We start from the raw sequence: 20,694 nt of genomic DNA on the forward strand, positions 1-20,694 counted from the left end.
TGGCGGGTATCCGTGACACAATGGAATAAACATCCGTAAGAAAAGCAGGGAACGGTGAATCGATGGCACTTTTTGAACTGGAATCTGGCCGCCTAATACCGGCACAGTTTGGCACCCCGGTGGGACATGGTTTAGAGAAGGATGTGCTCGAATCCATCCGTTCGCAGGTGCTGGAGGTTATCGACCGTCCCCTCTTTCCCGTCGCGTGGGCGGGGGATGGTGGAGAATCTGGAAGTGGTCCTCATTCTTTAACTGCGTTAGATGCTTCCGGACAGGTAGTTTCGGTCGAGGTGCTTTCCCGGCTGGATCCGGTGAGCCTGGTGGCGGCGATTTCTCGGCTCGGGCAAGTTTCTGGGCAGGGATGGATGGATTTGGCCAGTCAATATCCGGGGGGAGTGCAAGCTTTCCAAACCGGTTGGGCTGAGTTTCGGGAGGCGATGCCGCCCACCACTCAGCCGGGTCCGCGATTAATCCTGGTAGTAGGAGAGATCGACGAGGGATGTTACTCGGCTCTGGGAGTGCTGTTTGCTTCGGGAATAGAGATTCACCAAATTTCTTCCCGGCAGATGTCTAATGGCCGCCGTTTCTTGGAAGTTGCGCAGCTTACCGCCAGTTCTATTAGTTATTCCCGCCCGCAAATCGGAGGGCATCGGGCTCCGGCTCCCCAGATTTCGTGGCATGTAGATGAAGAATCTTCTCCCGCGCAAGCGTCTCCAGTCCCCCCTGCGCCGCCCGCTCCTCCCGCTCCTGCAGGTAGTTCCGAGGATGAGCCCGCCGCTGACCAGGAGCTAGAGTCGGCTGAAGGGGAAGCTTCGCCAGTTGCCGCAGCAGACAGCGCGGAACCTCAGCAGGAAGTTTCGGAAGAAGAACCGGTAGCCGAGACGGAAAGCCCAGCTGCCGAAAACGAGGGTGCGGATCAGGAATCTTCAGAAGAAACCATAAATGAGGGCGAAGCTGCCGCCAGTTCTGATGATCCCCAGCTACTGCAAAAAGATGCCCAGGGTCTGCGTTCCATTTCTTCACTGGTCGCTCAAGATACCGTCCTACTATGGTCAGATGATCGCGGGCGGATTTGTGAAGCTCTCCTAAAACAGGAGGGCGTGATTGACGCTGGTGACGGACAGTTTACCGATCAGGTGCAGGTGGCATTCGAACAGATCGGAGGGGACCCCAGCTTGGACGGGTGGGAGGCGTTCCGAATTGGGAACCTGGAAGGGCCCACTTTGGCGGAAGCCATTGCGGAAGTTAACGCGGAGATTGAACGTAATGCAACTCCGCACGAGGGGAAGCACGGTCACTAGGAGACAAAAATGGGGAAAGGGATTCCATCTGCCGCGTCTTTGCCAACCCAGCCTCCGACGGTACCGGTGCCAGTGGGTCGATGGGTACCAGATATTTTAGGGCCAGGTTTTGAGGCTCGCACGCTGGAGCTGCCCCGTGATGATGAGGGTGAACTGTGCGCCACTTTGGTGCGGCACCTTCCCGGTGAGGACCGGTGGGCGATCTCTAACACCCCCGAAGAACCGACCTTTACCTGCCTGTTCATTCATGGTTGGAATGATTATTTTTTCCAGCGAGAACTGGCGCGCCATATCTCCCTAGCGGGGGGTGCCTTTTATGCGATCGACCTGTGTAAATATGGACGTTCGCTGCGCAAGTGGCAGACTTTCGGTTGGACCGATGATCTTTTGTCCTATGATCTGGATATTTATGCAGCTCTAGAGGTTATCCAGGAGGAGCATCCAGGTTTGCCGCTATTGTTGGCCGGTCACTCTACGGGGGGACTCATCGCCGCGTATTGGGCTAATCGGCACCGGGATCAGGTGGCGGGACTGCTGCTTGATTCTCCCTGGATTGAAATGGCGGGGGGAATGTCCCAGCGTTTCGGAGCGCGCGCCCTCGCGGAAATCTTTTCGCGACGAGCAGCAAAGAAAGAGGTCCCCCTACAGTCGGCTGACTCTGCTTATGTAGATACCTTGCTGGGGTGGGATCGAAAGGTTGATGGTACTCTACCGAAACGTCTGGAACCTTGGCTGCGAGATCCCTCTCTTCAGGGTTGGCCACTGGTTTCAAGCTGGAAGGGCACCCCAGAGGCGGTAGTGCGTTTCGGTTGGGTGCGGGCGATTACTATAACCCAAAAGAAGCTTTTAGCAGGTGAAGCCACCGAGGTGCCGACTTATTTCCTGACTTCTACCGCTTCTTCTAGTGGGAAACGGAAACGGGAAATGATGTTTACCGATTCGGTGCTAAGCGTGCAAACTATGTGCGCGAATGCCTGGCGGCTCTCCCGCCGGGTAACTATGGAACGTTACCCCGGTAAACATGACTTGTTCTTGTCGTTCCCGGATGTGCGCCAAGATATGTGGTTCGGTATTCACCGCTGGTTAGGGCAGGCGCTGCCCGGGCAGGCTCGCCCCGTCACTGAAATCAGCGAAACCGCTGTTCGCTCCATCTGCCCCTAAGGGTTAGTTAGCAAGTGTTACGTTTGCCCATTTATTTGTTTCGGTGAATTATTGAAGCGTACTGGGTTTTGTTCCGCTTTTTATACGAGGGTCGGTTCGTTGACCCGTGTTTGATTATAGCTGGTGATTATCTCGCTGGGGGTTGTGTATCCGAGTGCCTGGTGTAGGCGGTAGTTGTTCCACCAGTGGACCCAGTTCATGGTGACGAACTCGACCTCGGTCAAACAAGCCCATGATTGTGAATAGATGAGCTCGCTCTTATATAGACCGTTGACCGCTTCGGCTAGCGCGTTATCGTAGCTATCTGCCACGGTCCCGGTGGGGGGTTTGAATCCCCAGTGAGCGAGTTTGTGGTTATAGGTAATACTCGTGTATTGAGATCCGTTACTTAAGTGGTGAACCAATCCAGACAGGCGCTCTTTAGCGTTCATGACCCCCTGCTCTAACGCTTCCAGTGGCAATGCCTGTGTTTGCATGGTCGATCTGGTTGACCAGCCCACAATCTTTCACTTCTAGCACTTGCCGGCCTGCTTTTAGCCGCCAGGTAACCACGAGAAGTAATAAACCCTCCTTCCAAGCTAGCCCCCAGTGTCCGGCAAATCGGCTCGACCCCGAAACGATCCTTTTATGCGTCAATATAGGCGATCATCATCGGGCCGGCCGGTGAGCTGCGCCGGGAAAAAAGCCGAAGCAGTTTTCAAAATCTCATTCGCTCTACGCACCTCGCCAACCTCACGCTTAAGCCGTTTGACTTCCTCGTATTCTTCACGCCTCATCCCTTGCCGCTCACCCGTGTTCACAAGATGCTGCTAATAGCAACGGCGCAATGGCTCATTCGCAACCCCCAACTTCAAAGCGATCTCATTAACCGCCCTCCACTGTGAACACGAACGATCAGCAGCCAACCGATCAGAAAGCACTCCCACCGCACGATCCTTAAAATCCTGAAAATACCTCTTAGACATATCCCTAATCCTCTCAAAAACGAGTAGGAACAAAACCCAGTACACTTCAGCGCGCGAGGAATACCAAACAGCCCAGGCCAGCTATCAGCAGACCCTAACCGAGCTAGACCAGGCCAAGACGCAAGCGGGTGACCTTATTGAACTAGCCGGACAGCGCGCAAAAGACACCGACACTAAGGCCCTAGCCACAGTGGTAGAAGAAGCAGATGCACTTTCGAGCGTTGAGGTACAGGATGCTTCCACGCTAGGACGTGAAAAGCTAAGCAAGCCGCAAGCACGGTTAAGGCCGCGCAAGGCCAGGCCCAAAGCGTGCTTGATAAGCTTACCGCTTCATTCCAGGGCGTGCGTGAGGAAGTTGCGGGCAAGGCCGCAACCCGTTTTGACCAGGCAATAAAAAACCTGAACGAAGCCATCGAAACCGCTGGTAAAGCTAACCGTGAAGGCGTAGACAAGAACGCGACCGACAAGCTAGATACCGCACTTAAGGCCGCTAAAGCACTAGAGCAGGCCAAGCCAGGCAAACTAGAAACCGTGACCAATATTAAGGCCGTGTTTACCCGCGCAGACCAGGCGAGTAAAGCAGCCAAAACCTTGAGTGAAGCCGGCAAAGCGGTAAATGACGCGGCACAAGCCAAGACGCAGGCTCAACAAGGCAAAGCTCAGGCGAATACGAACCAGCATATGAAGGCAATGGCTACAGTGGCAATGATTACAGCGGTGCTAGCTACAACGACTCGAACGCAGGCGGCAATGGAGGCTCTGGTAGTGGTGAGGTGTGCGATGGTGGGCAATACTGCTACAACCCAAACTTCCCCGAATATAGCTATGACGACGACGGATGGGCACACCACCAGGTGCAACCCGACAAAGACGGGAAATTGAGCAACTCAGGTTGCCTTATGGGATGCGACTAGCATCTGACCATTTTTAATCCGCTAATAATCAGCAGCGGCCCGCAGTTTTACTGCGGGCCATCTTTGTGCGCGCACGACCCACGCAATAGGTGAAGGGCTTTAGAGCCTTTTAATGATCGATCATTAAACCTATTTGAAAGTGGAGTACTAATGAGTATTCCTATAACCACGCCATGAGCGCCGCGACAACTACCAACTATATTGGTTAAACACTACATTAGACATGCCAAGTCAGTAGACAGGTTTTTGTCCGGTAACCCGGGTTCTCACTTGTGCATCTTGACACGTGTAAGGAAAAGGGCCGGATCTCATCGATCCGGCCCTCCCGGGTTTGTCGAGCTTAATCGAGTGCCAATTTGCCTGGGTTCATAATATCGTTGGGATCCATCGTTCTCTTGATGTCTTTCAAGATGTTCAGGCCGTTCTCTCCGATTCCTTCCTCCATCCAAGGGGCTCTCTCAAGCCCTGCACTATGGTGATGACAAATAGTGCCGCCCGCTCGAATACTGGCTTCGGTGAGATTTCTCCAGTGGCGGGAATAGGCTGCCAACACTTCATCTTGATTGGCTTTCTTGCCGCTTGCGATGACGTAAAGCGACGCGCCGTCCCTGTATACGTGCGAGATGTGCCCCATTACTCTATCCATCTCTAAGAGTGCTGCTTCCCGCATTGATTCCCAAACTGCGGGCAATTTATCCCACGTGGCTGAAACCTCAACAGATTCGGCTATTCCTCCTTCATCATCAATTTCGTCCGTAAACCAAGAAACATCGAACCTCATCTTTTCCCAGTTAACAGCGGGCTTTGGACCTAGGTTTCGACCTCCGTGTTTACTTGCTAGTTCTTCGACCCTAGCTTCCTGTGCAGCCACTACTTCATCTGCTCCTTCAAAGAGCAGAACCATCAGCCACTCACCCTTGCTTTCAGAAGTGAACTGGGCATGCTTAGCCGTCCCTTCCACCGGATCATAAATTCGGGCAACGGCCGGGTATATACCTAACCACAAAGTCTCACGAATAACATTGATAGCTTCATGAATAGAGGGGAACGCATACGAATGGAATGTTCTCTGTTCCGGAACCTTGTAAGTTTTGAGAGTTACCTCGGTTATTATTCCAAGCGTGCCTTCCGAGCCAATAAATAGCTGCCGCAAATCAGGTCCGGTCGCCGATCGCGGAGAATAATGCGACTGGTAGATCTCACCATCTGGCAGGACCACTCTAAGTTCCGCGACAATATCTTCAACGTTGCCATACAGGCTCGAGAATGTGCCGGAGCCGCGTTCGCAGATCGATCCCGCAACACCTGCAATCGAGAAAGATTGCGGGTAGTGTCCAATTGTGAATCCGCGATCGCGTAGGTACTCGTCAAGCTCAGATAGGATAATCGATCCCTGGACCGTCACGTGTCCATTCTCAGGGTTAAAATCAAGGATCTTGTTATGGTCTCTTAGATCCAACAACACCCCACCATTAACCGGAATTCCTGAGCCGGAAACTCCAGACCCTGGCCCCCTCACGGTAATGGGGACCTGGTTTCGGTTGCACCAACGAACTATCTTCTGAATTTCTGCTTCAGTACGAGGTGTCACCAAAACTTCGGCCTGTCCCCACGATTCGCCCTTCCTATTAAGCTTCTGTGCCCGGAAGGAGGAATCTTGCGAAAGTTTGTAAAGATCAGCATGGTCGAAGCTAATGCTTCCCACACCCTCCATATTTTGCAATTCCTGTATTTGTTGTTCTGTGAACATAGTGTTATTTACTCTCCTGAGGTAGCTCGGGACTCCATCCCAACGATCGATCAATTGCGTCTCTCCACGCTTTACGGTGCGCCAGACGTTCGGTTTCGGACATTTGCGGCTCAAAGCGTTGTTCCACGCGTAGCGTTTTGGTGGCGTCTTCGAGCGATTCCCAAACGCCAGCACTAACACCAGCCATCCATGCTGCTCCACGCGCAGTAACATGCGATGGATCACTGGTCCGCTCGACAGTTGCGTTCAGTAAATCCGCAGTAAATTGCTGCAGATAGTTTGATCTTGAAAGACCGCCATCAACTGCCAAAACAGAGACGTCGGTGCCAGTCATAGAACCTATCAATTCCAACAAATCCACGACAGTGTGGGCTACACCCTCGATTGTCGCACGAACGATATCTGCAGAAGATGTGTGCCTTGATAGGCCAAAGACTGTACCACGTGCCTTTCCGTCCCAATATGGCGCAGCGAAACCGGCTAAAGCAGGTACAACGATCGTTTCTAGCCCTTGAGACTCAGCACAAACTTTGTCGATCTCAGCTGCATTGTGAAGCACTTTCATATCATCAATTAGCCACTCTATGGCGGACCCACTAACCCATGTTGAGCCCTCGATGATGTTGGCATTAGAACCTGTTGTTCGCCACGCAAAGCGACTATCAAGGCCCTTTGTTTCTGTTACTACCCTGTCCCCAACATTGAAATCAATGAATGATCCAGTACCATGAGTGCATTTAACAGACCCTGGTTTTAGTCCTCCGTGCCCGAAAAGCGCAGACTGTTGGTCTGCCACTACAGCACGCACGGGGATCTCCGCACCAATCACGTCCGCCCTTGTGTAGCCATAATCGCCATCCTCGGACAAAACAGTGGGCAAATCATGCACCGAAGCACCATTACGTTCAACGAATTCTTGCCACCATTCGCCAGTATGCTGGTCAAGCAAGCCCGTACTTGAGGCGTTCGAGGACGAGGTGAAATTATTTCCGGTTATTGCCTTAATCACCAAAGTATCGGGCGTACCTATCAAAAGTTCACCTGTTCCTGAACGAGCTTTCAAGTTTTTGTTCTTAAACAGATGTAGTATGTGGAGGCCACAATTAGCAGCTGCCGGCATCAATCCTGTGCGCGCGGTATACTCTTTGCCTATATCAGCTAGGAGTTCTCGTGCATCATCTGCGGCCCGCGCATCTTGCCAACTAATTAGCGGAGACAGCGGCTTACCAGTAGCCCGATCCATGACTGTCGTAGCTGTACGTTGATTTGTTACGGCAAGACAAAGGATGTTTCGTTTGTCTGCGCGCGCACGTTCAACCACAGCCTTCACAACACGGATTGATTTTTCAATAATTTCGTTCGGGTCTTGCTCGACAAAGCCGAACTGAGGAGTCATGACAGCAAGCGGCAACTGTTCTTCATCAACGATTTTCGTTTCTTTGTTAAAAAGCACAGCACGCGTAGAAGTTGTTCCTTCATCCAAAACGAGAATATACGGTTCCACGACAATCACCTCCACACTTCTTGATAATGCGTCGTATTAGTCGTTATGCGACCGAGTTGCAAAAGATCGTCAACGACTTTATTAGCGATAGCAGGTGAAGCTGCTACCCCCGGGGATTGAATACCTGACACGTTATAGAATCCCGGTAATCCCGCCGCAGGACCGATAATAAAATCTTCACCGAAACTCGAAGCACGAGGCCTAGCTTCAACTTCGACAACGTGTGAAAGATCAATCTCGGGATAAATAAGCACAGATTGTTCAAGTATCCAATCGATTTCTTCCTGCGTTGGCACACAATGGAATCGATCTGGTTGCTCAACAGCTGAAGGTCCCAGACTAAGTGTTCCGTACGGACGTAATGTGACGCCACCACCCTTCGTATAAGGGGAGGGAACAGGGCCAGCACCGATTCTGTATGGAGTGTCCTTATCATCGCGCACAATCACTAGAGTTCCTCTGCGGGCATGCAACGTGAAATCTCGGACACCTGCTAATGCAGCAACATGGTCAGCAAACAGCCCCGCCACATTGATGACCAACTTGGTCTTTATGAAACCGGCATTGGTGTCCACACCCGTCACACCATTTTCGTCCTTTTCGAAACCGGTGACTGTCACTCCATAAAAAACATTTGAGCCGGCATGTCTAAGAATTTCAACACTCTTTTCAGCTGCTTCAACGGCCTCTATGTATCCTGTCGTCGGTGTCATCAACGCACGTTTGATGTTCTTAGACATACGGGGCTCAATTTTGCGTAGCTCATCACCCGATATGATCTCAACCGGCACGCCTTTTGCTGCGCCGCGGTCATAGTATTCCTCAATACGTTCATCTTGATCGGCGGTTAATGAGACAACCGTGGAACCTGTACGAAGTAGCTTGATACCCAAATCCGAGGCAAGCTTGTCCCATAACCGGTTGCCTTCTACATTCAACCGGCCTTTGAGTGTTCCGGGCTTAGGGTCAAAGCCCGAATGAACCATTCCGTTATTCAACCGAGTAGCGCCGGTACCTGCCCTCAACTGGCTCTCAAGCAAAACGACTCTATTGCCTAATACAGCCAGTTTTTGTGCAACTATCGTGCCGACGATACCAGCGCCGATGACCACAACGTCTGCTTCATCCGGGACCGCACTCACGAAACTAGCAATTGGCGGAGTGGTTGCCGTTTCCGGCGCATCCCGCGATGTCAGATCGACGATAACTTCTTTATCGTCACCTAACTTGTACCAAATATCCGAGAGCCTGTGTCCTACCTTTACCGCAGTATCCCATGTATCCGTTTCCCCTTGGATATGAGGGCGTCCATTGAGCGAACTAAGCTCAAACTGCAAGTTTGGGAACTGTTCGGTAATTCCATTACGCAGGGTCTCAATATCCGATTGATCAATTTCGGGCCTCGGACCGGCCCACCTCCCGCTACTCATCATTTCCTCCAATCAGCTGTGCAAATTCTCTTGCTGCTATTAGTAATTCTTCCAACAACTTAGGATCAGGTCTGAAAGGCTGTTCTACAGGCCACGGTAATGACATCGACAAGGCGCCGATGACTTCTCCTTCTGCTTTTACCGGAACAGAAACGCAACAGATTCCCTGCTGGAACTCGTGTTCATCGGTAGCGAACCCACACCGCTTTATAGTCTCGATCTCTTCGTGAAGAACGTCCGTCGAGGTTATCGTCGCCCCAGTGAGTGCAACCAACGGCCTAATAACGTAGGACTTGATTAGGCGAGGATTAAAGGCTAAGAACACCTTTCCTGAAGCAGTCGCATGGGCTGGTCGTCTTGTGCCCGGTACCGCTAGAGAAAAAACGCCGTCCTTTGAATGCCTCTGAGCAGATGCGACAGTCAATACACTTCCATGATCATAAACAGTGCAGTGAACGGTCATACCCGTAGACTTTGCCAGTCTCGTAACATAGTCATCAGAAAGTGTTACAAACCGACGCTGACGTGATTGGTTTACGACCCACTGCCCTACAGTGTTACCTAACCTATATAAACCGGAACCATTTCCACGCGCCTCGACGAGCCCCAGCTCTTGAGCATTCGCCAAATGCCGATAAACCGTACGCCTGGGTATACCGGTTTCTCGCTCGATAGTGGTCACGTCAGCACCAGCGGGGCCAACACTAGATATGCAGTCTAATATCGCAAAAGTAATGCCGACTGTTTCAATTTGTCCCCAATGACCTTCCATATTGTGGATCAAACCATTTCAATTTGCGTTTCGTCAATAGATGTGCCAAGCAGTGGCAGTAGACCACACACGATCGATAACTGACTCAAGGCGGTGGATACACAATGAACTGTCCTGGGTTTTGTTCCTACTCGTTTTTGAGAGGGTTAGGGATATGTCTAAGAGGTATTCTCGGGATTTTAAGGATCGTGCGGTGGGAGTGCTTTCTGATCGGTTGGCTGCTGATTGTTCGTGTTCTCAGTGGCAGGCAGTCCGTGAGATCGCGCCGAAGCTGGGGATCGCAAACGAGTCACTGCGCCGCTGGTATGAGCAGCATCTTGTGAACACGGGTGAGCGGCAGGGGTTCACCCGTGAAGAGCATGAGGAAGTCAAACGGCTCAAACGCGAGAATGCGGAGCTGCGCCGTGCGAATGAGATTTTGAAAACTGCTTCGGCTTTTTTCCCGGCGCAGCTCACCGACCGGCCCGATGATGATCGCCTATATTGACGCTTATAAGAATCGTTTCGGGGTCAAGCCGATTTGCCGGACACTGGGGGCTAGCTTGGAAGGAGGGTTTATTACCTCTCGCGGCTACCGGCTAGCCAAGAGCAGACCAGCAAGCGCCAGAAGCATTCGTGATCGAATACCAACGGCTGGAAACAAGCTATCAACCAACTAGCTGTGGCATACCCAGACCGATTCGCGGAGTACTTATAAATCAAGCCCTCCGCACACAAACAATCGGACACTCTCTGACCAGGTTGCTCGACTCATGAAAATCGCTGGGATTGCTGGTGTTCGCCGGGGACGCACAGCAATAACAACCAGACCCGTTCAAGTACCAGATTCTCGCCCGGATTTGGTGAATCGGCAGTTCACGGCCAGTAGACCCAACGAACTGTGGGTTGGTGATATCACGTATGTTCGAACCCTATCCGGGTTCGTGTATACAGCGTTCGTAACCGATGTTTATAGCCGAAAGATTGTAGGCTGGGCGAGGCGATCCTCAATGAAAACCGAGGCTCTACCGCTGGAGGCGCTCGAGCAAGCCATCCAGGCAGCGAAAGAAACTCTCGTGAATCTTACGCATCACTGCGATCATGGCTCGCAGTACACCAGTATTGCCTATAACGAGAAACTGGCTAATTACGGGATCAAGCCCTCCACGGGGAGGGTGGGAGATTCCTACGATAACGCGCTAGCCGAGGCTATCAACGGACTATACAAGGCTGAGTTAATCTACTCCCACCCCTGGGCGTCACTGACAGAGGTTGAGTTCGCCACGCTGAACTGGGTGCACTGGTGGAACAATGAGCGCCTACACGAAGCGCTCGGATACCGCACTCCAGCCGACATCATCGATATGTATAATCAAACTCGGGTCAGCGAGCTGACCCCCGTATAAGAAGCGGAACAAAACCCAGGACGCTTCATATCGGTATACGTCCGGGGAAAAGGTTAGTTAGGGGGCTGTAGTGAGCAGGTCAGTGCTTGCAAAGCTGAAACAGGACTACCAGGAACAATCAACTGTAAAACGCGCTTTGGGGAGCGGAATCTTTAACACTCTGAGCACGTTTTCCTGGTATGCGTTGCCGGATTACCTACGTTCCCGCAAATCTCGCAGTGGCATAAAAATATTGCTGCTAGCCGGAGAAATAGCTTGGGGATGGTTTACGAACGTGATTCCCTCATTGCGAATCGGTTTTCGAGGTGCAGATAATGAGGGTTACGCGGGGCACAAGGATGCTTGCGAATGTCACCGGGATGCCGAAGCGGGCAAAACTAAAAATAGTCAGCAGGGGGAATCGGCGGAAGAAGATAATTCGTGTGGATGTTCTGACCCAGCAGCCGTTGCTGAAAGCGAAGAGGAAGATACGGTCAACACCATCCCGGCACCAGTCGCCTTTACTTTTGCTGCCTTCCTGCTTTCGATAATCTTCCTCGGGGAAAAACTTATTTTTTCGAGGGGAGAAAAAAGACGCCAGGCAGGTCAGCGTTATGCTCATACCAAGCAAGCAATGTGGTTAGCAATCATTGTGGGAATATTGAGCGCTATTGCTGAAGCAATCCCAGATTCAGAAGATGAGCTGGCCAATAAAGCTTAGTTGAACTCTCAACTAGCTCTCATATGGAGCTCTCAACAGTTGAGTGTTGAGTTGAGAGTTGAGTTGAGAGTTGAGTTGAGTGTTCGGCGGGTTTCTGGTTTGCCCGCTAAGTTTTCGTCTGCCTTTAGGTGAAGAAGTGCGGCTAGATTCTTGCTGGCTGGCATCCTTCTTTTACTGCGCGTCCTCCACGTTTTTGTTTAGGCGGTAGCGTTGCTTGGGGCTGGTGGCCGGTTCGGTGCGAGTGATTATTTTCGATTTGACCAGGGAATTTAGAATAGCTCGGGTGCCGCCTACCCCGATTCCAGCTGCCCCTGCTAACTCTCTACTGCTGGCAGTCTTGTGGGTCTGTAGATAATCCAAGATGCGTGCTCTTGAGGACGTGCCCGCAGCGGCGCCCCGTTCGGCGGGGGTCATCTGGCGGCGTTCAAAAGTCAGACTGAAACTGTCTAACCTATCTACCGGGCGTGGTGGTGGCAGCATGTCCTGCTCTAGTTGGGAGAGAATCTCCTGGTAACCGCTACCGCGATTTTCAGCAACGAAACCCCCATCCTCATAAGGGGTAACCTCTAAAAGCTTTGATAAAAACTGGTTCCGGGCGGAAGATAAACCCGGTTTTCCCAAAGAATCCACAGTAACCGTGCCGAATAGACCTCCGGGGTTCAATATTTCGAGGCGATCGGCGTAAAGGTTTAACTGTACTTGTGTTCCCCGCGCCGCCGGTGAGTAATCTCGGTGCATCAGTGCGTTAGTTAGAGCCTCGCGAACCGCGACTAAAGGATAATCAACCAGGTCTCGCCGAAATGCTCCTTTAATAACCCCGCCGATGCGCATATTCTTCGCTACTACCTCCACCCCATCGGCAACCAGTGCGGGGATAGGACCCACGAGAGTTCCCGAATCTAGGTGTCGTTGCCCAGAGGGAGCTGCGGCCTTGGTTGACCCCGGGTAAACCGCGTAAGTCACGGTCAAACGGGGAAAATATTGCTGTGGGTAGATCCCCAAAGCCAGCAAACCAGCCAAAGTGGGGTGTAAATTTTTATCTTTTCCCACCCCGATAATCCTGAGTTGCTTCAGAGCCTCTTCATCGGGGATTTTACCGAATATACGCGGATGAGCTTCCCTTTCTCGGCGTAACACGGCTGCGATGCTCGGGGAGTCCAAATCTTCCAGGCTACATTCGGATATGACTTCACTGTCCCAGCGGGGTTGAGTCTTATTTTCCAAGAGCCGGTCAATTTCGTATGCGGATAAACGGCGATCACCATCGCCGGTGCGGATGTAGGATCCACCATAGATGTTCTTGCTAGTGACGTAGCAAGGCTTGTCGCGTGGCTGTAGGGCGGGAATGCTCGCTACCAGCACCTGTTTACCTGAGTAAGGTAATAAGTTGATATCCGCTCTGACCGGGGGAGTTAGTTTTTCGTTACAGGCACCTGCCAGGGCATCGTAGACAGCTCTCGCTTTGAACTGGGGGCTATAAGCGAAGTTATTGTGTTCTTGTAATCCCAAAATAATAATGCCGCCCGCGCCATTACTAAAAGCAGAAAGAGTTTCAACTATCGATTTTGGTAGTCCGCCGGCAGCGTCCTTCACTTCCACTTGTTGAGTATCTTTTCCGGCGAAGCGGAGTTCTTCAACCAGTTTCTCCAGTTCATCCTGATTTGTTGGTGCCTGCACAAAGAATATTTTACTAGCTCTCAACTGAACTCTCAACTTAACTCTCAACTGTTGAGAGTTAAGTTGAGAGTTCAGTTGAGAGCTCGATGAAATAATTGGTTCACGCTTGATCAGCCGCGCTTAGGTGCTGTTCCGTGTCCGCGACACCAGGCTGTTCCCTCGTTGTTTTTCCCCGCCCTTAACGGTGATGCCAAGACAGCGTCCGAAGCTGCGACGAAGTTAAATAACCCACAAAAGGGGCATATCCTGCCTTTCCGCTTTGACCCGCAGATGAAGGGGCTGTTAAATTGGCTATTGCCCAAGATCGCCGGTGCCCACACCAGTGGGTTTAAGTTCCAGATCGGAAGCCTGTGTAGGTTGAACGATGCGTAACGTATCGAAAATGGTTGCGCGTCCTCGTAAAAGAGGACGTCCTTCCCTTTGGGAGGGCAGCAGCTAGGATCGATAGGTTTATTTTCGCCCCGTGCAATCTGCACGGGGCTTTCTTGTTCTGGCCCCCGGCACGGATAAACGGAAGGAGGGCCTAATGGCGAAAGCTGACAAGCAAGCCATGATCGCTCAGCTGGAAGAAAAAATCAGCTCGGCATCGGCCCTGCTGCTCACCGAATACCGCGGGTTGACCGTGGCTCAGATGACTGAGCTGCGCAAGAACCTGGCGGGAACGGCTACTTATTCCGTCACGAAGAACACGCTGGCTAGGATTGCCGCCAAGAACCAGGGGATTGACTTCCTGGACGAGGAGCTAACCGGTCCGACCGCAATCGCGTTCGTAACCGGAGAGGCCGTGGATGCGGCCAAGACGCTGCGCGACTTCGCCAAGGAAAACGAGCAGTTGGTTATTACAGGCGGTGTCCTCGACGGGAAGTTCTTGTCTGAAGAAGAAGTCAAGAAACTCGCTGAACTGGATAATCGCGAAACTACGCTGGCCAAACTGGCCGGTGCAATGCAAGGCAAACTGGTACAGGCTGCCTTTATGTTCAAGGCGCCCGCCTCCAAGGCGGTTCGCACCGTGGACGCCCTGCGCGAAAAGCAGGAAAAAGCGGCTTAGTAAAGCCGTATAGATCGACAAGAAAAAATCTGCCTCGCGTGGGCAAAAATAGGAAGGAATGCCAATATGGCTAAGCTCAGCAAAGAAGAGCTAATTGATGCTTTCAAAGAAATGACTCTGTTGGAACTGTCCGAGTTCGTTAAGGAATTCGAGGACGTCTTCGACGTAGAGGCCGCGGCCCCCGCCGCCGTAGCCGTTGCTGCCCCCGGTGCTGCCGGTGGCGAAGAAGCAGCCGAAGAAAAGACCGAGTTCGACGTAGTGCTCGAAGCCGCTGGCGACAAGAAGATCGCTGTAATCAAGGCTCTGCGTGCACTGCAGCCCGGACTGGCTCTGAAAGAGGCCAAGGAAAAGGTTGACTCCGCTCCCACCGCCATCCTGGAGGGCGCTTCCAAGGAAGATGCCGAGAAGGCCAAGGAAGAGCTGGAAGGCGCGGGTGCCACTGTCACCCTGAAGTAAGGCTAGCTAGTCTTTTACTTTCAAAAAGCGGTGCGGGGAAAATATTCCCCGCACCGCTTTTGCATACGCCAAGCTACCTGGAAAGCTCGGGCAAAGTAAGGGCTAATACCCATTTTGTGTGTCTTTATTTTATCGTTCTTGCTGGTAGTGCCCGGAAATTTGGTACTTGTTTAGCTCCGTGCTGATCTGCTTATTCGCGGAGGGCGCAAAACCAGGTAATTCGGCCAATAAGCATTCGGCGGCGCGCTAGGATGCAAACAGTTGCGCGCGACTAGACACTAGAAAGCAGGGGTGATTTTGTGACCGTACTGCGGCACCTAGGCAGAAAAGAATGGCTGCTCAGCGCGCTGGCAATCATCACTATCGTCTGCCAGGTTTTCTTGGATTTGCGCCTAATCGACTTCATGCAAACCATCACCGAAATGATTGTGGGGCCGCACGCTACTGTCAGCGGGGTACTGACCGAAGGTGCGAAAATGTTGGGATGTGCCGCCGGTTCTATGGTGGCCGCTATCATCACCGGTTATTGCATGGCGATGATCGGCGCCACCGTCGCCCGAAATCTGCGTCAAGCGGTGTTTACCAAAGCGATTTCGCTTCCGGAAGCAGACTTTGAACACTTCGGCGCATCCTCACTGATTACTCGCTCCACTAACGATGTCACTCAGCTGCAAATGTTTGTGGTTATGGGGTGTCAGATGATGGTGAAAGCCCCTATTCTCACCATCTGGGCAATCATAAAAATCGCGGGGAAGAATCTGACTTGGACCGTCGCTACTGGGGTCGCGGCGTTGATCCTCTTGGTCATGATTTTCGGCATCTGGCGGATAGTAATGCCCCGGATGATGCGGATGCAGCGGATAACTGATGACCTTAACCGGGTGACCCGCGAACACATGGAGGGGGTGCGGGTTATCCGCGCCTACGGCTCCCAGGAGTTTCACCAAAAGCGTTTTGAAACCACCAACACGGAACTAACGAATACGCACCTGATGGTCTCCGGCACTTTTTCCTTCATGATGCCGATAATGAACACCGTGATTTCCGGGCTTAACCTGGCGATCTATGTTCTGGGCGCTTTCATGATTTCTGCAGCAGCCGGGCCCGCCAAAGTAACCCTCTTTTCGCAGATGATCGTATTTTCTGGGTACGCTACCCAGGCAATTGGCGGGTTCTTGATGATGGCGATGGTGTTCGTTTTCGCTCCCCGCGCGATTGTGGCTAACCGCCGCATTCGGGAAGTGTTAGATCGCAGGCCCTCCCTAGTTGATCCGGTCCATCCTTCCGACAAACCCGCCCTCGCCCTCGGAAAAGAAAAAACCTACGACCCCGAGCTACCGGCAATCGAGTTTAGAGAGGTTTCATTCCGCTATCCGGGAGCCGAAAATGACGCCCTTCATCAGATAAATCTGAAAATTCCGCGCGGGCAGACCGTCGCCTTGATTGGAGCCACCGGCAGCGGAAAAACTTCCCTGGTGAACCTGATTCCCCGGGTTTATGATCCTCGAGAAGGCCAGGTTTTGGTAAACGGCCAGGACGTGCGGGAATGGCGCTTACACGACTTGCGCAACCAAATCGCTTATTCACCCCAAAAGATCACCCTGTTCACCGGGACTATTGCCTCCAATATCGCCTTTGGGGAAGGGCTAAAAAATATTACTCCCGCCGATATCGTTGCGGCTGGTGATACCGCTGCCTGCGATTTCATTGACGATAAAGAGGGCGAGTTCGCGGCAGAAGTAGCTCAAGGGGGCAGTAACTTTTCCGGCGGGCAAAAACAGCGGATTTCGATCGCGCGGACAGTGGCTAGAGACGCGCAAATCCTGATTTTCGATGACACTTTTAGCGCCCTCGACTATGCGACTGACCGCGATATTCGCGGGGAACTGGCAGAAAAAGCAAGCGGGAAAACCCAGATTATTGTGGCGCAGCGGATTGCGACTGTGCGGGAGGCCGACCAAATTTTAGTAATCGATCACGGCAAGATTGCGGCGCGGGGAACGCATGAATCCCTGATGGCGTCCTCGAAAATATATCGAGAAATCGCGCTGTCCCAACTCTCCGAAGCGGAGTTGGCATGACAGACGTAGAAATGAGCAGGTGGGAGCAGCGAGTCGAGTCGGCGCGGCGCGGTCTCGAACCAGTCGCCGAAAAAATGTCGCCAGTGCGCCAGGGAGGACCGCGCGGGGGAAACGTCTACGAGAAAGCCAAAAAAGGACAATTTTCGCAATCGGTGCGCGGACTTGCCAAGTTTTTAGGGCGTTACCGGATAGCTATCCTGGTTGCGGTAGTTTTGGCGATTGTAGGATCGCTCCTGACTGCGATTATGCCGATGTTCTTAGGTTTGATAACCGATGTGATTGCCTCGGGGCTGCGCAGCAGTATCGACATGGAGAGGATCTTTCATTTGTTGCGGATGGCAACCCTCGTCCTGGTCCTGGGATTCTGCTTTAACCTGGGACAATCGCTGATAATGGTGGTGGTTACCCAACGCACCGGGCAGCGGATGCGCTCCGCTATTGACCGAAAAATCGACCGTCTCCCGCTGTCCTTTTTTGACAAAACCAGCCACGGCGACACCATGAGCCGGGTAACCAACGATATTGACACCCTGGTACAAACCTTGCATTCCGCAATCACCACCATCATTACCGGAGTGGTCACCCTGATAGGTGCCGCTTTTATGATGCTCTACACCGAGTGGCGGATGGCGCTGGCCGGTATGGGGGTGACGGTGCTGGGATTCCTCCTCAACGCCGTAATCATGGTGTTCTCGCAACGGTTTTTTATTCGCCGGCAATCCTATCTGGGCAGCCTAAACGGGCATATCGAAGAATCGCTATCCGGGCAAGGGATCATCAATATCTACAATGCTGCTGCCGCCACCACCTCCGAGTTTAACCGCCGTAACCAGCGGCTTTTCAACGCCACTTGGCGCGCCGATTTCCTCTCCCAACTGATGATGCCGGTAATGGGGTTCGTAGGAAACCTGGGTTACGTGGTGGTGTGTGTGCTAGGAGCAGTCCTGGTGGTGAAAGGCTACGTAACCATCGGAGTAATCGCCGCATTTATGCTCTACATTCGGGTTTTTACTCAGCCCTTATCGAATCTGGCCTCTGCGGCGGCCTCCTTCCAATCAGCGGCAGCTGCTGGAGGGCGCGTTTTTGAAATCCTAGAAGAGGACGAGCTGCCTGAGGAATCAGAAAAACCGGCGCTGAGCGGCAAGGACACTAGAGGCGAAGTCGAATTCCGGGATATTCGCTTCTCGTATGAAGCGGGCAAAGAAATCATTCACGGCTTTTCTGCCCTAGTACACCCGGGGCAAAACGTCGCGATTGTAGGGCCGACCGGAGCCGGCAAAACCACTCTGGTAAACCTGCTAATGCGCTTTTACGAACTCGACTCTGGAGAAATCCTCCTGGACGGCACCCCGTTGTCCGCGATGCGGCGCGAGGACGTGGATTCACAGTTCGCAATGGTGCTCCAGGACAGCTGGATGTTCCAAGGAACCCTACGGGAAAACATTGTTTATTCCCACCAGGACGTATCCGAGGAGCGCCTAGCGCAAGTGATTAAAGCGATAGGACTTAGTGATCTAGTCGCGCAACTGCCCCACGGCCTCGATACCGAGATCCGTGAAGATTCCGCCCTCTCAGCCGGGCAACGGCAGTTGGTGACTATAGCTCGGGCTATGATCGCCGATAAGCCGCTTTTGATCCTTGACGAGGCTACTTCCTCGGTCGATACCCGGACGGAGCAGCTGATTCAGCGCGCAGTGGCCAAAGCTACTGCGGGGCGCACCTCTTTTGTGATCGCCCATCGCCTGTCTACTATTCGTGACAGTGACGTGATATTCGTGATGGAGCATGGCGATATTGTCGAGTTCGGCACGCATGAAGAGTTGTTGGCCGCCCAAGGCGCGTACGCCCGCCTCTACAACGCGCAGTTCACCAAAGGTGACATAGATGCGTGATTTAATTGCGCTGAAACTAGGTTCCCCTCCTGCCCAAAAACTCGAAAAATGCTCATGCATTTTCCGAGTTTTACGCCCGCCTAGCCGACTCGGGAAAACCTAGTTTCAGCGCTTTCTTCCCCATTGATGTCTGTGTTTTGGTGTTGCTGCGCGTTGAAAATTGCGGGTTTGAATAGATAAAAACACCTGCTGATTCGGTTCCTGGCAGATGCTAAGAATGGAGTTTGTTGTGGTGGCTAAAGGGGTGTGTTTCCGATGGGGGATGTATTGGCTAGGACCGTATCTTTTGCCGGCCGCGCCCCTTTTACGCCCGCCTAGCCTGATCGGATAAAACCTAACCCCCGCGCCCCTTCTGTTCCGACTTTGGGAAATCTAGTCCCTGCCCCTACTCGGAAAAAATCTCCGCTCCGCGTTGTACCGTAATTCAGACAGGGAATGCTCGGTTTGGTGTTGTTTGGGGCGTTAGCATGGGGGCAGGTTTTGCTGTTTCCTACTGCGTGTTTTAGGAGAGTGTTGGTTATGACGAGTGGTTTTGATAATCGTCCAGGTTCTATGGAGAATCCAGCCGTTGCTGGTGGCTCCAAAGGGCGTCGGGGTTTGGTTGTTTTGTGTTGCATTTTGGTGTTGGTTTTGGTTTGTGCGCTGGGTGCTGGTTTTTGGTTTTATCGTAAGCAGCAGGCGGAGAATGCTGCTTGGCAGGCGGCTCATCAGTATCAGTCGGTGTTGGTTGAGGTTAACGGGGAAAGTTACGATGCGGGGAAGTCTTCTTTTGTGCCGCTTAGGGTTACCGGTGAGGATTTAGATAAGAAGAAGGTGGATAAGCGGGTTAAGTTTTTTCCTGGTAAAACTAATCTGAAGTTATTGGCTGGTAGTTATCGGTTGTTGCTGGAGGCGTCTCCGATTTTGGATGATGGCCGGATTTTTACGGTGCCGAAGGATCCGGTTACCTTGCAGGTTGCGGTTCCGGGTAAGAAGGCTGCTGGTGGTAAGCAGGCGGGTGAAGGTGCGAAGTCTGGTAAATCGGCTAAGAGTGGTGAAGCTGTTGGTAGTGGCGCTACCAGTTCTGCTTCAAAAACGGTTTTTAAGCTGGACCCGATCAGTCCGGAAAATGTTGGTGATGAGCAGATTGCCCAGTTAAGAAAGATTTATAAAGAGTATGGTATGGACGATGCTCAGATTGAGCAGTGTATTAAGAAAGTAACCGACGCGCGCGAGGCGAAGAAGGCTGAAATCGCTAAAGCCAAAGCCGAAGCTGAGGCCAAAAAAGCCGAAGAAGCCAAAAAACAGGCAGAACAGGCTAGAAAAGCTGGTCCCTTCACTGAGCAACAAATTTTAGACGCAGCTTTTAGGCATTACAAAGCTCACCCGGAGGCCACTACGTCAAGCTCTCCTCCACCATTAGGAGCGCACATAGCGGGGTGTATTCCAGAAATTAAGGGCGATGTTTGTGTGCGGATTTATTGGGACTATCCTGACGGTCACAATTCAATTGCCCGTTACTACGGTATCGACTCAAAAACCGGAAAAGGTACTTATGACTATGGCATGGCTGGGTTGGGACCGTTTAGGCCAGTAGACATTACTCCCTATATTCACTAACGCTTCTCCGCTGGTTTATAAGTATCTATGGAAGGGGTTAGCTACAGGTAGAGTAGATT

Annotated in this window: 16 protein-coding genes and 1 pseudogene; 11 read left to right on the forward strand and 6 right to left on the reverse strand. The window is 52.3% G+C overall.

Annotated elements, in window-relative coordinates:
- Nucleotides 1–62 precede the first annotated feature (62 nt).
- Together AC1EKS_RS06565 and AC1EKS_RS06570 are read left to right on the forward strand one after the other, a co-directional pair.
- Nucleotides 63–1,301 carry a hypothetical protein gene (locus tag AC1EKS_RS06565; RefSeq protein WP_481008671.1) on the forward strand — a complete coding sequence of 413 codons (1,239 nt, stop codon included), beginning with the start codon at nt 63–65 and terminating at the stop codon, nt 1,299–1,301.
- Nucleotides 1,302–1,310: 9 nt separating this feature from the next.
- A complete protein-coding gene (locus AC1EKS_RS06570) occupies nt 1,311–2,462 on the forward strand; it encodes an alpha/beta hydrolase (protein ID WP_481008670.1) in 1,152 nt (383 codons plus the stop codon).
- An 80-nt stretch (nt 2,463–2,542) separates the two neighbouring features.
- On the opposite strand, the pseudogene AC1EKS_RS06575 reads toward AC1EKS_RS06570, so the two are convergent.
- Nucleotides 2,543–3,427 (reverse strand): annotated as a pseudogene (locus AC1EKS_RS06575) (integrase core domain-containing protein).
- 309 nt (nt 3,428–3,736) lie between these two features.
- Between AC1EKS_RS06575 and AC1EKS_RS06580 the strand changes: the two are divergent.
- On the forward strand, nt 3,737–4,309 hold the full coding sequence (locus AC1EKS_RS06580; protein WP_481008669.1) for a hypothetical protein: 573 nt from the start codon (nt 3,737–3,739) through the stop codon (nt 4,307–4,309).
- Nucleotides 4,310–4,681: 372 nt separating this feature from the next.
- Here the strand turns inward: AC1EKS_RS06580 and AC1EKS_RS06585 are convergent, their stop codons facing one another.
- Genes AC1EKS_RS06585 through AC1EKS_RS06600 form a run of 4 tightly spaced genes read right to left on the reverse strand, consistent with a single transcriptional unit; the run spans nt 4,682 to nt 9,797 of the window.
- A complete protein-coding gene (locus AC1EKS_RS06585) occupies nt 4,682–6,091 on the reverse strand; it encodes an FAD-binding oxidoreductase (RefSeq protein ID WP_481008668.1) in 1,410 nt (469 codons plus the stop codon).
- Between the two features lie 4 nt (nt 6,092–6,095).
- Nucleotides 6,096–7,595 (reverse strand): FGGY family carbohydrate kinase, encoded by a 1,500-nt coding sequence (locus AC1EKS_RS06590; protein ID WP_481008667.1) that lies wholly within the window; start codon nt 7,593–7,595, stop codon nt 6,096–6,098.
- 5 nt (nt 7,596–7,600) lie between these two features.
- On the reverse strand, nt 7,601–9,028 hold the full coding sequence (locus tag AC1EKS_RS06595) for an NAD(P)/FAD-dependent oxidoreductase (protein WP_481008666.1): 1,428 nt from the start codon (nt 9,026–9,028) through the stop codon (nt 7,601–7,603).
- Nucleotides 9,018–9,797 carry an IclR family transcriptional regulator gene (locus tag AC1EKS_RS06600; RefSeq protein ID WP_481008665.1) on the reverse strand — a complete coding sequence of 260 codons (780 nt, stop codon included), beginning with the start codon at nt 9,795–9,797 and terminating at the stop codon, nt 9,018–9,020. The genes AC1EKS_RS06595 and AC1EKS_RS06600 overlap by 11 nt, the downstream gene beginning before the upstream one ends.
- 154 nt (nt 9,798–9,951) lie before the next feature.
- Here AC1EKS_RS06600 and AC1EKS_RS06605 point away from each other — a divergent pair, with 154 nt between their 5' ends.
- The 3 genes from AC1EKS_RS06605 (at nt 9,952) to AC1EKS_RS06615 (ending at nt 11,882) form a co-directional block, all read left to right on the forward strand.
- Nucleotides 9,952–10,284 (forward strand): transposase, encoded by a 333-nt coding sequence (locus AC1EKS_RS06605; RefSeq protein WP_481008664.1) that lies wholly within the window; start codon nt 9,952–9,954, stop codon nt 10,282–10,284.
- A gap of 265 nt (nt 10,285–10,549) precedes the next feature.
- Nucleotides 10,550–11,182 carry an IS3 family transposase gene (locus AC1EKS_RS06610; RefSeq protein WP_481008663.1) on the forward strand — a complete coding sequence of 211 codons (633 nt, stop codon included), beginning with the start codon at nt 10,550–10,552 and terminating at the stop codon, nt 11,180–11,182.
- Between the two features lie 70 nt (nt 11,183–11,252).
- On the forward strand, nt 11,253–11,882 hold the full coding sequence (locus AC1EKS_RS06615) for a hypothetical protein (protein ID WP_481008662.1): 630 nt from the start codon (nt 11,253–11,255) through the stop codon (nt 11,880–11,882).
- 171 nt (nt 11,883–12,053) lie between these two features.
- Here AC1EKS_RS06615 and AC1EKS_RS06620 read toward each other — a convergent pair whose 3' ends face one another.
- On the reverse strand, nt 12,054–13,559 hold the full coding sequence (locus AC1EKS_RS06620; RefSeq protein ID WP_481008661.1) for an ATP-binding protein: 1,506 nt from the start codon (nt 13,557–13,559) through the stop codon (nt 12,054–12,056).
- Nucleotides 13,560–14,085: 526 nt separating this feature from the next.
- Here AC1EKS_RS06620 and rplJ point away from each other — a divergent pair.
- The 5 genes from rplJ to AC1EKS_RS06645 all read left to right on the forward strand — a co-directional run bounded on the left by rplJ (nt 14,086) and on the right by AC1EKS_RS06645 (nt 20,635).
- Nucleotides 14,086–14,607: a 50S ribosomal protein L10 gene (gene rplJ / locus AC1EKS_RS06625; protein WP_481008660.1), complete on the forward strand. Its 522-nt coding sequence runs from the start codon at nt 14,086–14,088 to the stop codon at nt 14,605–14,607.
- Between the two features lie 66 nt (nt 14,608–14,673).
- Nucleotides 14,674–15,063, forward strand: a complete 390-nt coding sequence (rplL, locus tag AC1EKS_RS06630; protein ID WP_481008659.1) for a 50S ribosomal protein L7/L12 — start codon at nt 14,674–14,676, stop codon at nt 15,061–15,063.
- A 299-nt stretch (nt 15,064–15,362) separates the two neighbouring features.
- The gene (locus tag AC1EKS_RS06635) at nt 15,363–17,144 is read left to right on the forward strand and encodes an ABC transporter ATP-binding protein (RefSeq protein WP_481008658.1); all 1,782 of its coding nucleotides are present in this window, start codon (nt 15,363–15,365) and stop codon (nt 17,142–17,144) included.
- Entirely contained in the window at nt 17,141–19,036 is a 1,896-nt protein-coding gene (locus AC1EKS_RS06640; protein ID WP_481008657.1) for an ABC transporter ATP-binding protein, read from the forward strand. The genes AC1EKS_RS06635 and AC1EKS_RS06640 overlap by 4 nt, the downstream gene beginning before the upstream one ends.
- 444 nt (nt 19,037–19,480) lie before the next feature.
- A complete protein-coding gene (locus AC1EKS_RS06645; RefSeq protein ID WP_481008656.1) occupies nt 19,481–20,635 on the forward strand; it encodes a hypothetical protein in 1,155 nt (384 codons plus the stop codon).
- Nucleotides 20,636–20,694 lie beyond the last annotated feature (59 nt).

This window comes from Varibaculum sp. C0165D1 (assembly GCF_056590355.1).